At 62.0% G+C, this 17,366-nt stretch carries 10 protein-coding genes; 3 read left to right on the top strand and 7 right to left on the bottom strand.

From position 1 onward, the window contains the following. The first annotated feature begins 68 nt into the window (after positions 1-68). Positions 69-1,028 (top strand): hypothetical protein, encoded by a 960-nt coding sequence (locus tag QAO71_RS01950; RefSeq protein WP_036993233.1) that lies wholly within the window; start codon positions 69-71, stop codon positions 1,026-1,028. After that, positions 1,025-1,519 (top strand): NUDIX hydrolase, encoded by a 495-nt coding sequence (locus QAO71_RS01945; RefSeq protein WP_280165112.1) that lies wholly within the window; start codon positions 1,025-1,027, stop codon positions 1,517-1,519. Before QAO71_RS01950 ends, QAO71_RS01945 begins: the two co-directional genes overlap by 4 nt. Here QAO71_RS01945 and recD read toward each other — a convergent pair. From recD to QAO71_RS01925, 4 genes are all read right to left on the bottom strand, one after another. Next, a complete protein-coding gene (gene recD / locus QAO71_RS01940) occupies positions 1,503-3,581 on the bottom strand; it encodes an exodeoxyribonuclease V subunit alpha (protein ID WP_280165111.1) in 2,079 nt (692 codons plus the stop codon). The two genes, QAO71_RS01945 and recD, sit on opposite strands and share 17 nt — an antisense overlap. Next, positions 3,571-7,260 (bottom strand): exodeoxyribonuclease V subunit beta, encoded by a 3,690-nt coding sequence (gene recB / locus QAO71_RS01935; RefSeq protein WP_280165110.1) that lies wholly within the window; start codon positions 7,258-7,260, stop codon positions 3,571-3,573. Before recB ends, recD begins: the two co-directional genes overlap by 11 nt. Next, positions 7,257-10,736, bottom strand: a complete 3,480-nt coding sequence (gene recC / locus QAO71_RS01930) for an exodeoxyribonuclease V subunit gamma (protein ID WP_280165109.1) — start codon at positions 10,734-10,736, stop codon at positions 7,257-7,259. The genes recB and recC overlap by 4 nt, the downstream gene beginning before the upstream one ends. 124 nt (positions 10,737-10,860) lie before the next feature. Beyond that, positions 10,861-12,207, bottom strand: a complete 1,347-nt coding sequence (locus QAO71_RS01925) for a glutamine synthetase family protein (RefSeq protein WP_280165108.1) — start codon at positions 12,205-12,207, stop codon at positions 10,861-10,863. A 171-nt stretch (positions 12,208-12,378) separates the two neighbouring features. On the opposite strand from QAO71_RS01925, the gene QAO71_RS01920 reads away from it, so the two are divergent. Next, entirely contained in the window at positions 12,379-14,070 is a 1,692-nt protein-coding gene (locus QAO71_RS01920; RefSeq protein WP_280165107.1) for a VOC family protein, read from the top strand. A 45-nt stretch (positions 14,071-14,115) separates the two neighbouring features. Here QAO71_RS01920 and QAO71_RS01915 read toward each other — a convergent pair whose 3' ends face one another. From QAO71_RS01915 to QAO71_RS01905, 3 genes are all read right to left on the bottom strand, one after another. Next, positions 14,116-15,354 (bottom strand): saccharopine dehydrogenase family protein, encoded by a 1,239-nt coding sequence (locus tag QAO71_RS01915; protein ID WP_036993242.1) that lies wholly within the window; start codon positions 15,352-15,354, stop codon positions 14,116-14,118. 40 nt (positions 15,355-15,394) lie between these two features. Then, positions 15,395-16,492 (bottom strand): carboxynorspermidine decarboxylase, encoded by a 1,098-nt coding sequence (gene nspC, locus QAO71_RS01910; protein ID WP_036993243.1) that lies wholly within the window; start codon positions 16,490-16,492, stop codon positions 15,395-15,397. Between the two features lie 166 nt (positions 16,493-16,658). Further along, on the bottom strand, positions 16,659-17,309 hold the full coding sequence (locus QAO71_RS01905; protein ID WP_280165106.1) for a porin family protein: 651 nt from the start codon (positions 17,307-17,309) through the stop codon (positions 16,659-16,661). Between the last annotated feature and the right edge of the window lie 57 nt (positions 17,310-17,366).

The following is a 17,366-nucleotide window of genomic DNA, read 5'->3' as shown; positions in this document are numbered from 1 at the left end:
GTCCGTATCGCCAAACCGCGGGTCAGACCATATCATGGCTGCCATCATGGAAAGGAGTTCGAACCGGCATGTTGTTCAAGGAAAAACTGTTGCTGTCCAATTGCGACTCGGTCCGCGCTCTGGATGGCAACGAGCTGCGCAAACGCTTTCTCACCGGTCTGGCCTTTGCCGACGGCGTGGTGCTATCACCCAATGCGCTGATCGATAATCTCGATGTCGCTCAGGTCATTGGCCAGTCCAATGTAATCAAGTATCTCAACGAGGAAGGCAGCGGCAAGTTGGTGATCCGCGGGTTCGGCATGGCCCAGCATGCCAGTCTGGCGGAGTATTACCATGCTCTGCCCGGCAGTTTCATTCTATCGAGCTTGCCGGGCGCACCGCGCAAGGATGCGCTGGATAGATATCAACAGCGCCTGATGCATGATCGGGTAGACACGCTGCAAAAAGCTCTGCGTGAAGTTCACCCGGCAACGGAGAGCCTGACGCTGGCTCGGGAAAGCCTGCGCAACGAAGTTTTCACCCGCCTGCAAGAGCCCGCCTGTGCAGAGCATTATTTCGAGAATGACGGCGATTACCGGCTATTCCTGCTGGGCGCAGCCGACGTTATTTCCCGCTCGGAATGGTACAGCCATTCGCAGGCGTTCTTCCGTTCGCGGGGACTGGCTGATTTTCCGCGCTTTCGCGCGGAAGTTATTGACCCCGCCTACAATTCGTTATTCGCCGTTGCCAACGAGGGCTTTCTGCAGGATGGCATCCGCTATCTGACCGGCATTCCCGAGGTTATCCTGGATACCAGCATCGGCATCAAATCGCTGCGCCGGGAGATTGAGCTGATTCAATATCCATTAAAGGTGTTCGAGTTTATTTCCAGCTTAGGCGCAGGGGAAATCGTGCGCTATCTGACCGACGAGGCTATCGGTTATATCGAAGACAAGATGGTCGACAGCGGCAAGAGCTATATGACCCGCAGGAACTGGTTCGGCATGTATCCCCGCATGCGCCGGTTCATGGGGCTGGAGATTAAATGAAGACGCTATATGAGAATCCGTGGTTTCGCGTAGTCCAGGATGGCCGCTTCCATTATGTAGTGGAAGATAATGCCAGCAATGGCGCTGCCGTGCTGGCACAGATTGCCGACGGCGACTTTCTGTTGCTACGGGTCAAGCGCCAGGCCCATACCGGGCTGCAACTGGAGATACCCCGCGGCTACGGCGAGCCTGGCGAGAACAGTCTGGCGTGTGCGCGGCGCGAGCTGGCCGAGGAGACTGGTTATCTGATCGCGGAGGAGCAATTGAGCCTGCTAGGCCGGCTCAAGCCTAACTCCGCCATACTGGCTTCCGCCGTGGATCTGTATTTCGCCCGCATCGACAGCAACAGTCAGCCCGGCGAGCGCGACGAAGAGGCCCGAAACATCGAGTGCATCAGTCTGCCACGTCTGCGCCAGATGCTCCGGGCCGGCGAGATAGAGGATGCATTCACTCTTGCGGCTCTGGCATTCTATTTCAATCAGGAGAGTTGACCCCGCCACTCAGATCCAGCCCACTCAGCCGCCGTACCGGCTGGGCCACCGCCGCTTCGAATATCCCGGGGCGGGTTTCCAATAGCGTGAAGTCGCGGCTGGCGCGGGTGATGGCGGTGTAGACCAGTTCCTTGGTCAGCAGCGGGCTGCGGGTTTCCGGCAGCACCAGCATGGCATGGGCGAACTCCGAGCCCTGGGACTTGTGCACGGTCATGGCGAATACGGTTTCCACCTCGCTCAGCCGGCTGGGCAGGACGAAGCGCAGCCGCCCGCTGCCGTCGTTGCGCGGAAAGGCTACGCGCAGCACCATCCGCTCCGGCTCACCGGCGTGCAGCGGCCGTTCCCGGATGGTCAGGGCAATCCCGATATCGCCGTTCATCAGCCCCAGCCCGTAATCGTTGCGCGTGACCAGCACCGGACGCCCTTCGTACCAGCCCTGCGCCGCTGGCAAGAAACCCCGGCGCTGCAGCAGGCCGGCCAGGTGACGGTTCAATGACTCCACGCCCCAAGGCCCCTTGCGCACGGCGCACAGCACCTGGAAACGGTCGAAGGCCTCCAGCACCGACTTGGCCCAGGCTTCCCATGCCGGATCATCGGCGGGCAGATCTGGCGCGGGGCGTTGTTGCGCCAGCAAGGTCAGATAATCACCGTAGCCCGGCAAGGGATCTGCCGCGGCCGCATTGCCCAGTATCATGGTCGCCAGCCGCGGATCTTCCAAGCCGGAGGCCAGGTGGCTGTGCAGGTCACGGTATTGCCGCTGCCCCAGCACCTGCCGTGCGGCCTGGGCATCGGCCCGATTGACCGTGCGCGCCAGTTCGCCAATGCCACTGTCAGCGCCGAAACGGTGGGAGTGGCGCAGCATCACCGTCTGCTGGGCCAGTGGATGCCGATCCACATCGCCCGGCTGCAGCCCGGCTGCCGCGATCGATTGCCCGCCAACCTGCTCCAGCCACTGCCGGGTATCCTCACTGTAGCGCCCAGCCTCGGCATCCCGGCACAGATCGCCGAGCACCGCGCCCGCTTCCACCGAGGCCAGCTGATCCTTGTCCCCCAGCAGCACCAACCGTGCATGGGGCGGCAACGCCGCCAGCAGGCTGGCCATCATTTCCAGGTCGATCATCGAGGCTTCATCCACCACCAGCACGTCCAGCGCCAACGGATTGCCCGCATGGTGGCGGAAGTGCCGGGTGTCCGGCCGGCTGCCCAGCAGCCGATGCAAGGTGGCGACCTGGGTGGGGATATGTTCCCGCACCGGGGCGCTGACCTGCAGGCTGCCGACCTGCCGGCCGATGGACTCGGTCAGCCGTGCGGCGGCCTTGCCGGTAGGGGCTGCCAGGCGGATACGCAGCGGCTGACCGGCCGTGACCGCGGGTTCCTGCAGTAGCGCCAGCAGTCGCACCACGGTGGTGGTCTTGCCGGTACCGGGCCCGCCGGTAATGATGCTGAACGCACCCCGCGCCGCCAGGGCACAGGCCAGCTTCTGCCAGTCCGGGTGTTGGCGGCTGTCGGCAAATAACCGTTCCAATCCCTGTTCCAACCCGGCAGGCAAGGCTGGCCGTGCCTGTAGCCGGCGCCCGAGCGCCGCGACCACCTGCCGCTCGTAACGCCAGTAGCGCCGCAGATACAGCCGTTGGCCATGCAGCACCAGGGGGCGTTCGCAATATTCACCGCCAGGCTGGTTGTCCACCATCGGGCTGGCAGCCAGGGCGTCGCACCAGGCTTGCGTGGTAACACCGCCGAGCAGTTGCGACGGCAGCAGGATATCCCGTCCGGCCTCCTGCCCTTCCGGGGGCAACGACAGACTCAGGTCCGGCGCCTGCAGGGTGGCACCCAGATCCAGACAGACATGCCCATGCCCGAGCTGGTGACTGGCGAGCGCCGCAGCCAGCAGTACCAGGGGATCGCTGTCGGGCGCCAGATCCAGCAGGAATACCGCGAGCGCCCGGTCCAGCGCCCGCAACCAGCCCACCTCGACCCACTGCTCCAGTTGGTGCAGCACGTCGGTATTCAGTGCTGGCGGCGCTTCGCTGGGCGCCAGCAGATCCAGTTGCTCAATGCTCATGGGGCATCTCCTCGGCATCGTCGCCCGTTGCCGCACCCGCGAACAGGGCATCCAGCGATTCGATCAGGGCCCGCGGCGGCTTGTCATGCCAGACGCCGGCGTTGTCCGCTTCGCTGCCCCGGATGAACCAGTACAAGGCGCCGCCCACATGCCGACCATAATCGTAGCCGGGTAGACGGGCTCGCAGCTGGCGGTGCAGCGCCAGCACGTAAAATACATACTGCAAGTCGTAGCGATGCTCCAGCACCGCCGCCTGCATGGCCTGGGGGGTATAGGCGCTGGCATCGGCGCCCAGCCAGTTGGATTTGTAGTCGACTACGTAATAGCGGCCGTCATGCTCCAGCACCAGATCCATATACCCCTTGAACAGCCCGTTCAGGCGCTCGGCCGGCAGCTCGGGGCGCGGCACACCGGGAGCGATGGCCGCCTGCACCAGTTGATCCAGCGCGCTGACATCGACCCGACTGGCGGCAAACAGGAACTCCATTTCCGGCTGGTATTGCTCCCGCCCCAGTTGCGCCAGGCTGAACGGCCCGGCATCCAGCGGTACCGGACGATTCAACAACCCGCTGAGCCATTCGCTCAGGGGTACAATCCATTCGGTCAGCCCACGCCGTACGCAACGGGGTCTGAGCCATTGCGCACAAGCCTCGGGTGACGCCAGGCCAGCGAAGCCTTCATTGCCCGCCAGCTCCAGCAAGCCATGCAGGAAGGTGCCGGGATTGGGCCCACGGGGGAACCGGTGAATGGTCGGCGTCTCGCCCGGGCGTAGCGGCTGAAATACCGTGCGGCGGTCATCATCAGCGGCCTTTTGCGCCGCCGGATTGTCCGGCGAGGCATCGTCGCTGCGGGTGCGCGGAACGGCGACCTCGCCGGGACGCAGCGCACTGTAGGAGGCGATCCACCAATGCTCCGCAGCACGGCGCTGCGGCTGGCGCGTGCTCAGGACATCCTGCTCAGCCTGGGGCGGGGCATAGTGCGCCTCATCAACTTCAGGAGCTTGCACCAAAGCAATCGCCGCGGCATTCCAGCGTGCCAGCCAAGCCGCCAGGTCGGCGGAAGAGGACAGCGGCTCGCCGCCGCCGAGCAGTTGCCCGATCGCCGAGCGGTGCAGCACCGAGGAGGCATTATTGCCGTATTTGAGATCAGCCATGCCCAGCCAGCAGGCATGCCGTGCGCGGGTCAGGGCGACGTATAGCAGGCGCACGTCCTCCGCCAGCCGCTCGGCATCAGCTCGCAGCACATCGTCCTCGGTCGGTTGCAGTACGATCCGGGTGCCGTTATCGCCATGGGTGACCAATGGCTTGTCGCCCTGGGTCAGGCGGGTATTGCAGATGAACGGCAGGAACACCAGCGGGTATTCCAACCCCTTGGATTTATGGATGGTAACCACCTTGACCAGCGCGGCATCGCTTTCCAGCCGCAAGACCTGTTCATCCTGGGTATTGTCGCCGGGGCTGAGCATCAAGTCCTCGAAATGGCGAATCAGTGCCTGCTCGCCATCCAGTTCGCGGGCGCTCTGCTGCAGCAGCTCGGCCAGATGCAGCAGATTGGTCAACCGCCGCTCGCCATCACTGCCGGCCAGCAGCTGGGCCGGCAGGTCGAAGTCGTGCAGCAATCGGTGCAGCATCGGCAGCACGCCCTGGCGCAGCCAGATGCGCCGGTAATCACGGAACTGGAACACGCGGTGCTCCCAGATGCGCTCATCCTGGTTCAATGCATCCAGCAGTTGCCACTCCAGGTCCAGCGTCGGGCTGGCCAGCGCCGCGCGCAGCAACCGATCGTTGTCCGGCTCGGCACAGGCGCGCAGCCAGCGCAGCACATCGGCGGCCTCGGCACTGGCGAACACCGAGTCCTTGTCCGACAGATAGACACTGCGTACGCCCCGTGCGGCCAGCTCATCGCGGATGGCCTGGGCCTCGCGAAAATCCCGTACCAGCACCGCCATGTCTGCCGGACACACCGGCAGCATGCCCTTATCCGGATGCAGGAACCCCGCCTCACCGCGCTGGCCAAGATTGAGCAGTCGCACCATCTCGCTGGCGCAGCGCGCGGCCATTTCGCTCCGGTAATTGCCGCTGGCCAGCGGCTTGTCGGTCGGCAATTGCCAGGCAGTCAAGGCAGCCGGCGATTCTCCGGCGACAGTCCATTGCTCGGCCCGCCCGCGCGCGCCCACCGCAATGAAAGGCAGCGGATTATCCCCGCCGCGGGCGAACAGGAAGGCGCCCTGTCCGCCCGGACGCTCTTCGGCCAGCTGGAATACATGGTTGACCGCCGCCACCATCTGCTCGCTGGAGCGAAAGTTGGTGTCCAGGTTGTCGTGCCGCCCGGCGGTGGCTTGGCGGGCCTGCAGGTAGGTGAATATATCCGCACCGCGGAAGGCATAGATCGCCTGCTTGGGGTCGCCGATGAGAAACAGGCCATGCTCCGGATCGTTGGCCTCGACCCGGTAGATGCGATCATAGATGCGGTATTGCAGTGGGTCGGTGTCCTGGAATTCATCAATCATGGCTACCGGAAACTGGCGCCGGATAACCTCGGCCAGGCGCTCACCGTTCACGCCCTGCAGGGCCATGTCGAGTCGCTCGAGCATGTCATCGAAACCCATTTCCGCACGCCGGCGCTTTTCCTGCTCGAAGCGCTGGCGGATCCAGCAGGCGGCATGGCGCAGCGCCTGCTGACCCGGATCGGGCAATGACCGCAACTGCTCGCGCAACTGGGTCAGCGCGTCCAGTGCGGGGTGGGCCGGCACCACGCCGGATTTCCACCCTTCGGCCAGGCCATCGGGACTCAGGCGGTTCCAGGCAGCATCCGGCAGCTTCAACTCTATCAGCAGCTCATCCGCCGCCCAGCTGCGCAGCGTCTCGAACCAGTTGCGGTAATAGCGGCTGTGAATCTTCTGTTTGTTGACCTGGCCCGCCTCGAAGGCTTGGTCCAGCAATTGCTCCAGCTCGTCGGCCCAGCTCAGCCAGGGCTGTTTCAGTTCGGCCAGCCGCTGGGTAGATTGCTCCAGCACCGGCTCGATCAGTTCCTGCAGCCCCTGCCCCGTCTCGTTCGACGGCTCGCGAAACAACACCCGCACGCGCGCCAGCAGGTTATCCGGCTGCTGCCACTGCTCCACCACCCAGCGCAGCGCCGGTCCCTGCAGGCTGTAGCACTGCTCGCGCCAGTAATCGCGCGCGACATCGGCCAGCAGCTCACTGTGATCGGTTTCCAGCTGCTGGGCGAACAGGCTGCCGCTGTCGAAGGCATGCTCGCGCAACATGCGCTGGCACCAGCTGTGAATGGTCGAGACTGCCGCCTGGTCCATCCACTGGGCAGCGATATCCAGGCGTCTGGCGCAGGCGGCATGCTGCTGTTCGGAGTAATCGGCCAGCAGCGCCTGCAGGATCGGATCAGGGGCATCCAGTTCACCCCGGAACGCCTGGGCGGCTTCCACCAGCCGCGCGCGAATGCGATCCCGCAGCTCCCGGGTGGCGGCATCGGTAAAGGTGACCACGAGGATTTCTGGCGGCAACAGCTCGCGGTCGAAGCGGGTTTCATCATCGCCATGACCCAATACCAGGCGCAGATACAGTGCGGAAATGGTGAAGGTCTTGCCGGTTCCGGCGCTGGCCTCGATCAGGCGACTGCCGCGTAGCGGAAACCGCAGCGCCAGGGGCAGGTTCTGCTGACTCATGCGTCCTCCCCGGTATCGACCAAGGTCAGTAGTTGACTGCGGTACGCGTCGACCAGCGGTGCGTACAACTGCTGACTCAGTTCGGCAAACTCACCCGAAGCACTCAGGCTGGCAAAATCCGGATATTGCCGACGCAATGCCGCGCTTTTTTCCACCTCACCAGTCAACTTGAAACCACCTTCATATACGGTCTGCGCCGCCATATCAGCCTTGCCCTCCTTGCCTGCCAGCATGGCCTCCAGCCAGGCGAAGGCGGTTTCCGGGGCGCAGGGTAGCGGCCGGTTCAGCCCTTCCAACCAGGCGGCCAACCAGACTTCCATCAGGTTCTGCGCCTCGGGCGCGGGCAGCGGTGCGAAATGCAAGGTGGCATCTCCGGCCACCACCCAGGTGTGCAATGCATGACCGCTGGCGGCGGCCAGCACGTGGGTAACCCAGTCGGCCAGCAGCGGGCGCCAGCGCAGAGCATCCTTCTTGCCACGCCGCTTGCCCGGCACCAGGTTGATCCGTGCCAGGGCATCACTGCCGGATGCCTGGCGCACCCCACTCAGCCAGCTCACCAGTTGCACCTGGTGGTGTCCAGCCTCCAGCGCCAGCGGATGCTCCATGACCTGCGGCCAGTCTGCCACCAGGGCCTGAAAGCGGCGCAGCTGATCACCCAGCGGCAGGATGAGCTGGCTGCGGCTCAACTCGCCAAAACCGGCCAGAGGGAAATGGCCCTGCCCCTGCAACCGGGAAGCCAGCTGGCTCAGCGCCTCGTCGATATCCTGCTCCGCCGGCAATGGCAGGCAGGCTTCCAGCAGCGTCTGGCTGAGCTGGTGGTTCTGCAGCGCATCCAGGGCGAAGGGCTCATGGTCATCCAGACTGTCGTTACGCTCATCGAGATAGACCTTGAGCCGGCCGGTGAAGAAATGCGCCGCCGGATTACGCAGGAAGCGTTGCAGTTGCTCCACTTCGATCGGCGCATCGGGCAACAGGTCAGGCAGCCGCGCTGCGCTGGCCCCGCCCGCGGTTGCCCCATGCATGGGCAACCACTCGCGGGCATAGCTGAACAGCGCGCCGCCCTCCTTGAAATACGCCTTGCTGAAGGGCTGCAACGGATGCTCCTGGGTCAGCATGGGCAGCAGTTCGCCGTGCTCGGCGCGCCAGCCGCTGGTCAGGTGATCACGCAATTGCCCGACCAGCACCGAGGCTGGTCGCTCGCTGTTATCCCGGATGCTGCGTCCCACCCAACTGATATACAGCCGCTCGCGCGCCGACAGCAGCGCCTCCAGCAGCAAATAGCGGTCATCTTCCCGGCGCGAGCGATCACCGGGACGATAGTCGCGGGCCATGAGATCGAAGTCCAGCGGCGGCTGCGCCCGCGGGTAATCACCATCGTTCATGCCCAGCAGGCAGATCCGCCGGAACGGAATGGCCCGCATGGGCATCAGCGTGCAGACGTTCACCGCACCGGCCAGAAAGCGCTGGCCCAACTGGCTCTGCTCGACGCCGGACAGCCAGGCTTCGCGCACCACATTGAGCGGCAGCGCATCATTCAGCTCCACGCCAGCACAGAGCTCCAGCCACTGGTCCATGGCCTCATCCAACTGGCCCAGCAGACGCTCGTCGCGCTCACCGGCGGGCAGCAGGAAGTCATCCAGCAACCGGCGCAGCCGCTCGCCCCAGACCGGCGCCGGAGCGGGTTCGTCCAGCAGATCACAGGCCTCGTCCAATGCTTCCAGCAAGGCCACCAGCGGACCGATCAGCGCCGCATCCAGCCCGCCGATTTCATCATAGGGCTCGATACCGGAGCAGGGATCGCCCGCGCCCACCGCATATCCGAGCAGCATGCGCCGCAAGCCAAAGCGCCAGGTGTTGGCTTCCAGCCCGTCGGGTAGCCCGAGCGTGGCCCGTCGTTCGGCGTTCATGCCCCAACGGATACCGGCACCTTCGATCCAGCGGCGCAGCGTTGGTAACTCGCTCTCCTGAATACCGAAGCGGGCGCGCAGTGCCGGCACATCCAGCAGACTGAGCACCTCGCTCACCGGCAGCCGGCTGTCTGGCAGACGCAGCAGCGATTCCAGGGCGATCAGCAGCGGCTCGATACCGCGCTGGCCCTGGTCGGCCAGGGTGAAAGGAATGTAGCGCAGGTCCTCCGGCGTGTACTGACCGAACACCGCCTGCACCGAAGGCGCATAGGTGTTCACATCCGGCACCATGACGATGATGTCCCGCGGTTTCAGACTGGGATCGGCGTTGAACCAGGCGAGCAACTGGTCGTGAAGGATTTCCACTTCGCGCTGGGGGCTGTGAGCCAGATGAAAGCGTATCGACTCATCCTCGACAGCGACCGCTGGCCACTGCTCGCGGGTCTCCGCCAGGGGCCGCAGATCCAGGATGTCCGATTGCAACTGCCCGAGCAGGTGGGTTGTGTCCGGTTCGTCGAACAGGTCGATGCGGCCGCCATTGATGGCCTGGAACTGGGCTTCGTAACTGGCGCGGTCATCATGGCTGTCGAGCAGGTTGATATAGTCGCGGCCCTGCTTGCCCCAAGCTGCCAGCAATGGATGGGCATGCTGATGCAGACTGTGCTCGTCGAGCTCCAGCGGCGAGCCGGGGCGGCGTTGTTGCCGCTGGTACTGATGACGCAGCAGATCCTGATCGCCGACGATATTGCCCCAGTGGTGCTGGCAGGGATTGAGCACGCAGAGCAGCACCTGACTGAACCGGCCGATGGCGGCCAGCGCCTCCAGTGTCTGCGCCGGCAATGATGAAATCCCGAACACGATGACCCGACGCGGCAAGCCGGCGGGACGAGATTCCAGTTCGGCCAGCCGGCTGACGAAGCGCGGGTGAATCCCGGCGCGACTGTCCGCCAGCCGCGCCTGTCCCACGTCCTGTAACAAGGCTCGCCAGAGCGCCGGTTGCCAGCAATCGGCCGGCTCCAGCGGCTGGATACCATCACGCGCATGGCGGATCTGATCACGCCCTTCGGCCCAATCACCCAGCCAATCGGCGCGGTATACCTGATATTGGTCGAACAGATCGGCCAGGCGCTCGGCCAGTTGATAACGCTTGCGGCAATCCTGGTCATCCGCGAGAAATCGCTGCAGCGGCTCGAAGACCGGCTCATGCATGACCGCCGGCAGCAGTCGCATCAGCCGCCAGGTCAGCGGCGCCTTGTCCAGTGGTGAGCTGACCGGCACGGTATCCGCTCCGAGCACGCCGCGATAGGCGTCCCAGAGAAACCGCGCCGGCAGTTTCACATCGAAGGCGGCGGCGATCCCGCAACCACTGGTTTCGTCGGCGGTCACATCGGCGGCCAGCGCCTGCTTGAGCCACTGGGCAATACCGTTGCTCTGCACTAGGATCACGTCGTTTTCCAGTGGTTTGAGCGGGTATCGGGCGACCCAGTTGACCACCAGTTGGCGCAGGCTCTCCAAACGGTTGCCATGGATGATCATGAAACCCGGTGCGAGTGATTCTGCGTCCGACATGCCAACTCCTGTGCAGCTATGAGGTGGCCGGCAGAGTCTGCCGGCCCGACCTGCAGATACTACCAGCCCGCTGCCACTTTACGTGTCGCGGGAATGCCCTGGCGGCGCAACCGTGAACAAGCGCTCAGATCACGCTGCCCAGAACGCGCCGTTCCCAGGGGGTGATTTCATCCATGAAGCTTTCCAGTTCCATGTGTTTACAGGCCAGGTAACCTTCGATGAATTCCTCGGTAAACACCTCGCGCGCCATCCGACTGCGCTCCAGCCGGCGCATGGCACGATGCAGGGTGCAGCTCAGGCGCAGCTCGTCCGGCACCTCGAACTCGCCCTGGGCTGGCAGATCCGGTTCGAGTTGATGCTCGATACCGTAGAGCCCCGCCGCCAACGTGGCCGCCAGCGCCAGATAGGGATTGGCATCGGCGCCGGGTATGCGGTTTTCTACCCGCCGCGCATCCGGCTCACTGGCCGGTACGCGCAGACCAGTGCGGCGATTGTCGTTCGACCAACACAGGTTATTGGGCGACGCGTAGACGTGGCAATAACGCTGATAAGAGTTGATATTGGGCGCCATCAGCAGGATCAGGTCACCCAGGTGCGCCTGCAGGCCGCCGAGAAAATGCCGGAACTGCGCTGTGGCTTGTTGGCTGCCAGGATCAGTAAAGACGTTCTGCCCCTCCTGGTCGACCACGCTCTGATGAATATGCATCGACGAGCCGGGCATCTTCGACAACGGCTTGGCCATGCAGACCGCGATCAGGCCATGCTTGAGGGCGACCTCATGCAGCAGATGCTTGAACAGAAAGGTCTGGTCGGCAATCAGCAATGGATCGTCATGGGTGAAATTGACTTCATACTGACTCAGCCCCATTTCGTGCATCACCGCCTCGCAGGGAATACCTACCGCGGTCATGCTGGCCTTGAGCTCGGCAAAGAACGGCTGCAGCCCGGTCACCGAGCCCACGGCGAAGGCCTGGCTGCCCGCTTCACGCCGCCCATCCAACCCCACCGGCGGGCGAAACGGCTGCTGCACATCGGCGTTGTGCTCGAACAGATAGAACTCCATCTCGGTGGCGACCTTGGGTGACCAGCCACGGGCCTGATAGCGGTCCACTACCCGCTGCAGCATGCTCCGTGAGGACAGTCGCGACGGCGTCCCATCCATTTCCACGGCTTCACACAGGGCCAGTGCCCGCGGTGCCAGGGTCCAGGGAGTGATGTGCAGCTGTCCCGGTATCGGACGCAGAATGAAGTCGCTGTCATCGTAGCCGTAATACCGCGGATCGGGATATTCGCCGGTCAGGCACTGCACCAGCACACCATGGGCCATCTGCACCCGGCGCCCCTGCATGAAGTTACGGGCATGGATCACTTTGCCGCGCGGTATGCCGTTCATGTCCGGGATCACGCATTCGACTTCCCCGATGCCATCCAGGCGCTCGACGAGTGAAGGATCTGCGGAAAGTGATGTCATGAAAAATACCCTGTTGCGACAGCGGCCTGCCCGGAAAGAGGACGATATTACCGCATCGGCCGGGCGCTGAATAATTTCCCGTCCGCTGGTATTGGCGCATAGCTCATATTGAGCTATCGTGCGCAACCAATGAATGAATGTTCATTTTTAAAACAACAACAAGGAATCAACATGCACCAACCCAACCCTTGCAGATGGCTGACTGCCCTGCTGTTGCCATTGCTGCTGACAGCCTGTCTGGGTGGTGGCGGATCAGATAACGACGCCTCACCCACCCATCCAGCAGAGCCCCCGCCGCCAACATCCACGGCGACATATCTGGAAGCGATAGGTATCGGTGTAAGCGATCTGGATGCCGCGGTCGATTTCTATCGCAACGGCCTGGGCATGCGCGAAGTCCAGAGACTGACGCGCGATGACCGTATCGAAGTGGTCATGGAATCGGCCGATCGCCGCGGCTCCCATATTCTGTTGATGGAGTTCACTGACGGGGTCGGCCGGAACTACCAACAGAACCCCGGCAAGCTGGTGTTCTACGCGCATGATGCCACTGCCTTTGCCAGCCGCTTCGAGAGTGCCGGTGGCCGTATAACCGCTCCGCCTGCGGCACTGCCGGAATATGACGGCACCCTGGTCGGCTTCGGCCGCGACCCGGATAACAATCTGATTGAAATAGTGGGTGTGCCCAGCGTCACCGACTCCTTCCTGGCGGCTGTCGGTATTGGTGTCAGTGATCTGCAGCAGGCCCTCGCGCTCTATACCGATGCCATCAGCTTTCAGGAACAGGCGTTCCTGCAGGTACCCGGCCTTTATGATGAATACACCCTGCTCTCGCCGGTACCAGGCGGCTCGGCATTGGTGTTGATGCACTGGACCAACGGTAGCGACCCGAATTATCAGGACAATCCGGTGAAACTGCAGCTCGCGACCGCCGACCCGAGGTTGCTGGCTGATCGGCTGGCAGAAGCTGATGCCGATATCCTGCATGAGCCGGCGGCCTCCACCGAGCCGGATCTGAACCAGGCTCTGGTCGGCTACGCCACCGATCATGACGGTACCCTGATCGAAATCCGCCAATCGCTCCGCTCCTACCTGGGCGCAGCGGCCATCGGTGTCGAGGATCTGCAGGCAGCGGAGGACTTCTTCAGCAACGGATTGGGAATGCGCGTGGTGGCTCGGCGCACCCGGGAGAATCGGGAAGAAACCGTAATGGAGTCTGCCGATGCGACCGGCTCGAACCTGGTGCTGATGGCTTTCACTGACGGCGTGCCACGCAACCTCCGGCAGAATCCGGGCAAGCTGGTGTTCTACACCAGGGATATGGAGAGTTATGTGGCATCATTCCAGGCAGCGGGTGGACGTATCACCCTGCCACCTACCCGCGACCCGGCCCTGGGCGTGACCGTCGGCTTCGGTCGCGATCTGCACAATAACCTGATCGAACTGGTTGCCGACCCCGCAGCGGAGCATTCCTACTTCGGCGCCTTCGGCATCGGTGTCAGCGACCTGGAAGCGGCTCGGGCCTTCTATGTAGATGAGCTGGGCTTTCGCCAACTGCTGTATCTACCGATCCCGGGCATGTACAACGAGTACATATTGCAGGGGTACGGCGGCTCGGCGCTGGTGCTGATGAACTGGACCAATGGCGGCGCGCACAACTACCGGGACAATCCGGTGAAAATGGAGATCCGCAGCATCGCCCCGGTGGCTTTTGCCGAGGCCGTGGAGCGCGCTGGCGGGGAGCTGTTGCAGGCGCCCGACGTGACGGACGACCCGGGACTTGAGGGCGAGATCGTTGGCATCGCCAAGGATCTGGATGGCAGCCTGATGGAGATCCAGCAGGCGCGCTGGGGAATGGAATGACATAAAAAAACCCCGGTCAGACCGGGGTTTTTATTGGCGGTGAACTCAGAAGCTCAGCGCGCGATCGCCCTGCTCGTCCTTGATGCGGGTCGGCAGACCCATCTCGTTGAGCAGGTTGATGAAGGGCTTGCAGTCCAGCTCTTCGACGTTGACCATCTTCTGCACATCCCACTTACCCTGGGCGATCAGGATGGCAGCAGCCACCGGCGGCACACCGGCAGTGTAGGAAATACCCTGGCTGCCCACTTCCTGGTACGCCTCGGCATGGTCGGCGACGTTGTAGATGAACACTTCCTTGTCAGCGCCGTCCTTCTTGCCTTTGACCAGATCGCCAATGCAGGTCTTGCCCTGGTAGTTCGGCGCCAGGGAAGACGGATCAGGCAATACCGCCTTGACCACCTTCAGCGGCACCACTTCCAGACCTTCAGCGGTGGTAACGGGCTGCTCGGACAGCAGACCGAGGTTCTTCAGTACGGTGAAAACATTGATGTAGTGCTCGCCAAACCCCATCCAGAAGCGGATGTTGGGCACGTCGAGGTTCTTCGACAGCGAGTGCAGCTCGTCATGACCGGTCATGTAGCTGGTCTGCTCGCCGACCACCGGCAGGTCATCCGTACGCTTGACCTCGAACATCTGGTTGCTGGTCCACTGGCTGTTCTGCCATGACCAGACCTGCCCGGTAAATTCACGGAAGTTGATCTCGGGATCGAAGTTGGTCGCGAAATAATGTCCGTGGCTACCGGCGTTGATGTCGATGATATCGATATCGCTGACGCTGTCGAAATACTCGTTCACCGCAATAGCCGCGTAGGCGTTGACCACACCTGGATCAAAGCCGACGCCGAGAATGGCGGTCACGTTATTCGCTTCGCACAGCTCGCGACGTTTCCATTCATAGTTGGCATACCACGGCGGCGTCTCACAGATTTTTTCCGGATCTTCATGGATCGCGGTGTCCAGATAGGCGGCACCCGTCTCGATGCAGGCCTGCAGCACCGACATGTTGATGAAGGCCGATCCAACATTGATGACCAGTTGCGACTGTGTCTTGGCAATCAGTGCCTTGGTTGCCTCGATATCGAGCGCATCCAGGGCATGGGCTTGCAATTCACCGGCAGTTTTGAGGCTGCCCTTTTCTCGCACACTGTCGACGATCTGCTGACACTTCTCGACAGTACGCGAGGCGATGTGGATGTCTCCCAGCACGTCATTATGCTGCGCACATTTATGCGCGACGACCTGGGCCACCCCTCCGGCACCAATAATCAGAACGTTTCTCTTCATTTCTCTTCCTCTGAACGCCTCCTTGGGCTAATTCATGACCTCAGGAGAGGGCACTCGCAAAATCTTCGAATCCAAACTCACGTACCAGTTCAACCTCACCATTCAGTTGGCGAACGGCGATGGATGGCATTTTCACGCCATTGAACCAATTCTTCTTTACCATTGTGTAACCGGCTGCATCGATAAAGGACAGGCGATCACCGATCTGCAGCGGCTTGTCGAACCGGAACTCACCGAAGATATCGCCGGCCAGACAGGACTTGCCGCAGACCATGTACTCATGGGGGCCGTCACAGGGCTCCATGCGCGCCGACTGACGGTAGATCAGCAGGTCCAGCATGTGCGCTTCGATCGAGCTGTCGACCACCGCCAGTTGCTTGCCGTTATACAGGGTGTCCAGCACCGAAACTTCCAGCGAGGTGCTCATGGTAATGGCAGCCTCGCCCGGCTCCAGATAGACCTGAACCCCATATTGCTCGGCGAACTGTTTCAGACGGGCGCAGAACTTGTCCAAGGGATAGCCTTCGCCAGTGAAGTGGATACCACCACCCAGGCTGACCCACTGAACTCGCTTCAACAGATCACCGAAGCGCTCCTCGATCTGCCGCAACATGCTGTCGAACAGGTCGAAGTCACTGTTTTCGCAATTGTTGTGGATCATGAAGCCAGAGATCTGGTCGATTACCTGCTCCACTTTCTGCGCATCCCACTCGCCCAATCGGCTGAAAGGCCGCGCCGGGTCGGCAATCAACCAGTCGGAACTGCTGACCTGCGGATTGAGCCGCAAACCACGGGTGTGGCTGGCCGAAGCATCGGCGAAACGCTGCAACTGGCTGATGGAATTGAAGATGATCTTGTCTGAATGGGCCAGGACCTCGGCAATCTCATCATCGGCGTAGGCCACGCTGTAGGCATGGGTCTCACCGGCGAACTTGAGCTTGCCCAGCTTGACTTCATACAGCGAAGAGGAGGTCGTGCCGTCCATGTACTCCTGCATCAGGTCGAAAACCGACCAGGTAGCGAAGCACTTGAGCGCCAACAATGCCTTGGCTCCAGAGTGTTCGCGCACATAGGCGATCTTTTCCATGTTGCGCTGCAGCTTGATCTTGTCGATCAGGTAATACGGCGTCTTGATCACGGTGTCATGGCCCTCAAATCCGCCCGGTCGAACCAGGCAATTACGCAAACGGGCGATTATAGTGCAAAGGGGACAGTGCTTCGAGAAAATTTGGCTGGGGATCGATCAGGGTCGCTACTGCTTGTTGCGAAAGCAGCCCGGGCCAGAGCGGCCCGGGCTGGTGGGATCAGAAATTGTAGCGTAGCCCGATGGAGCCGAAGTCGACATCATATTCATCGGCAACATCACGATACTGCTCGTATTCCGCAACCAGTTCGATTTGGGGAGTGAAGGCGTAGGATGCGCCTACACCGAAGGAAGTAACCCACTCGGTAGTCGAATCGCTTTCCGTCAGGGAACCAACGCCTGCCATTGAAACCTTTTGCTTAGCTTCCGTTTTCAGCTGGTGGTAGCCCACCTTGCCGAACAGCTTGAAGCGGTCCAGAGGCAACGTGCCAACAACGTTGGCACCAAAGCCATCGGTGTCGCCATCGATCTTGGCGCTCAATGTATCGAACCCGTCGCTGAGCTCCGCTTTATAGCTGGCTGTACCGAGATCAATATATTGAAATTCCAGACCGACATAGCGGTTCAATTGAATACCCGCGCCTATTTTGAAGGCCGAGTCTTTCCCGTCATAATCCGAACCGAAGATCAGACCAGCGTCGTTAGCGATAGCACCGAGCTCACTATCCAAGCCGCGAACAAAATCGGGTGTGTCTGCATCCGCTTGGCCAATATTGCCAAACAGATAGCCATTAGATTGACTCTCTGCAGCCTGAAGGTCTGACACCATGACACCGGATACCAATACGGCAAGCAATGATTTACGCAACATGAACTAACTCCCTACTGTTCTTATATAGCCGCCTGCATGGCAGCCGTTCCCTTTGTC

It is taken from the genome of Halopseudomonas sp. SMJS2 (assembly GCF_029866945.1).
GTDB lineage: Bacteria > Pseudomonadota > Gammaproteobacteria > Pseudomonadales > Pseudomonadaceae > Halopseudomonas > Halopseudomonas bauzanensis.
This window is presented reverse-complemented; position numbering and strand designations above follow the sequence as displayed.

Coding starts and splice junctions, on each gene's coding strand:
- QAO71_RS01920 (WP_280165107.1), top strand. CDS start 12,379: ATGCACCAACCCAACCCTTGCAGATGGCTGACTGCCCTGCTGTTGCCA.
- recD (WP_280165111.1), bottom strand. CDS start 3,581: ATGAGCATTGAGCAACTGGATCTGCTGGCGCCCAGCGAAGCGCCGCCA.
- QAO71_RS01950 (WP_036993233.1), top strand. CDS start 69: ATGTTGTTCAAGGAAAAACTGTTGCTGTCCAATTGCGACTCGGTCCGC.
- recC (WP_280165109.1), bottom strand. CDS start 10,736: ATGTCGGACGCAGAATCACTCGCACCGGGTTTCATGATCATCCATGGC.
- QAO71_RS01945 (WP_280165112.1), top strand. CDS start 1,025: ATGAAGACGCTATATGAGAATCCGTGGTTTCGCGTAGTCCAGGATGGC.
- QAO71_RS01925 (WP_280165108.1), bottom strand. CDS start 12,207: ATGACATCACTTTCCGCAGATCCTTCACTCGTCGAGCGCCTGGATGGC.
- recB (WP_280165110.1), bottom strand. CDS start 7,260: ATGAGTCAGCAGAACCTGCCCCTGGCGCTGCGGTTTCCGCTACGCGGC.
- QAO71_RS01905 (WP_280165106.1), bottom strand. CDS start 17,309: ATGTTGCGTAAATCATTGCTTGCCGTATTGGTATCCGGTGTCATGGTG.
- QAO71_RS01915 (WP_036993242.1), bottom strand. CDS start 15,354: ATGAAGAGAAACGTTCTGATTATTGGTGCCGGAGGGGTGGCCCAGGTC.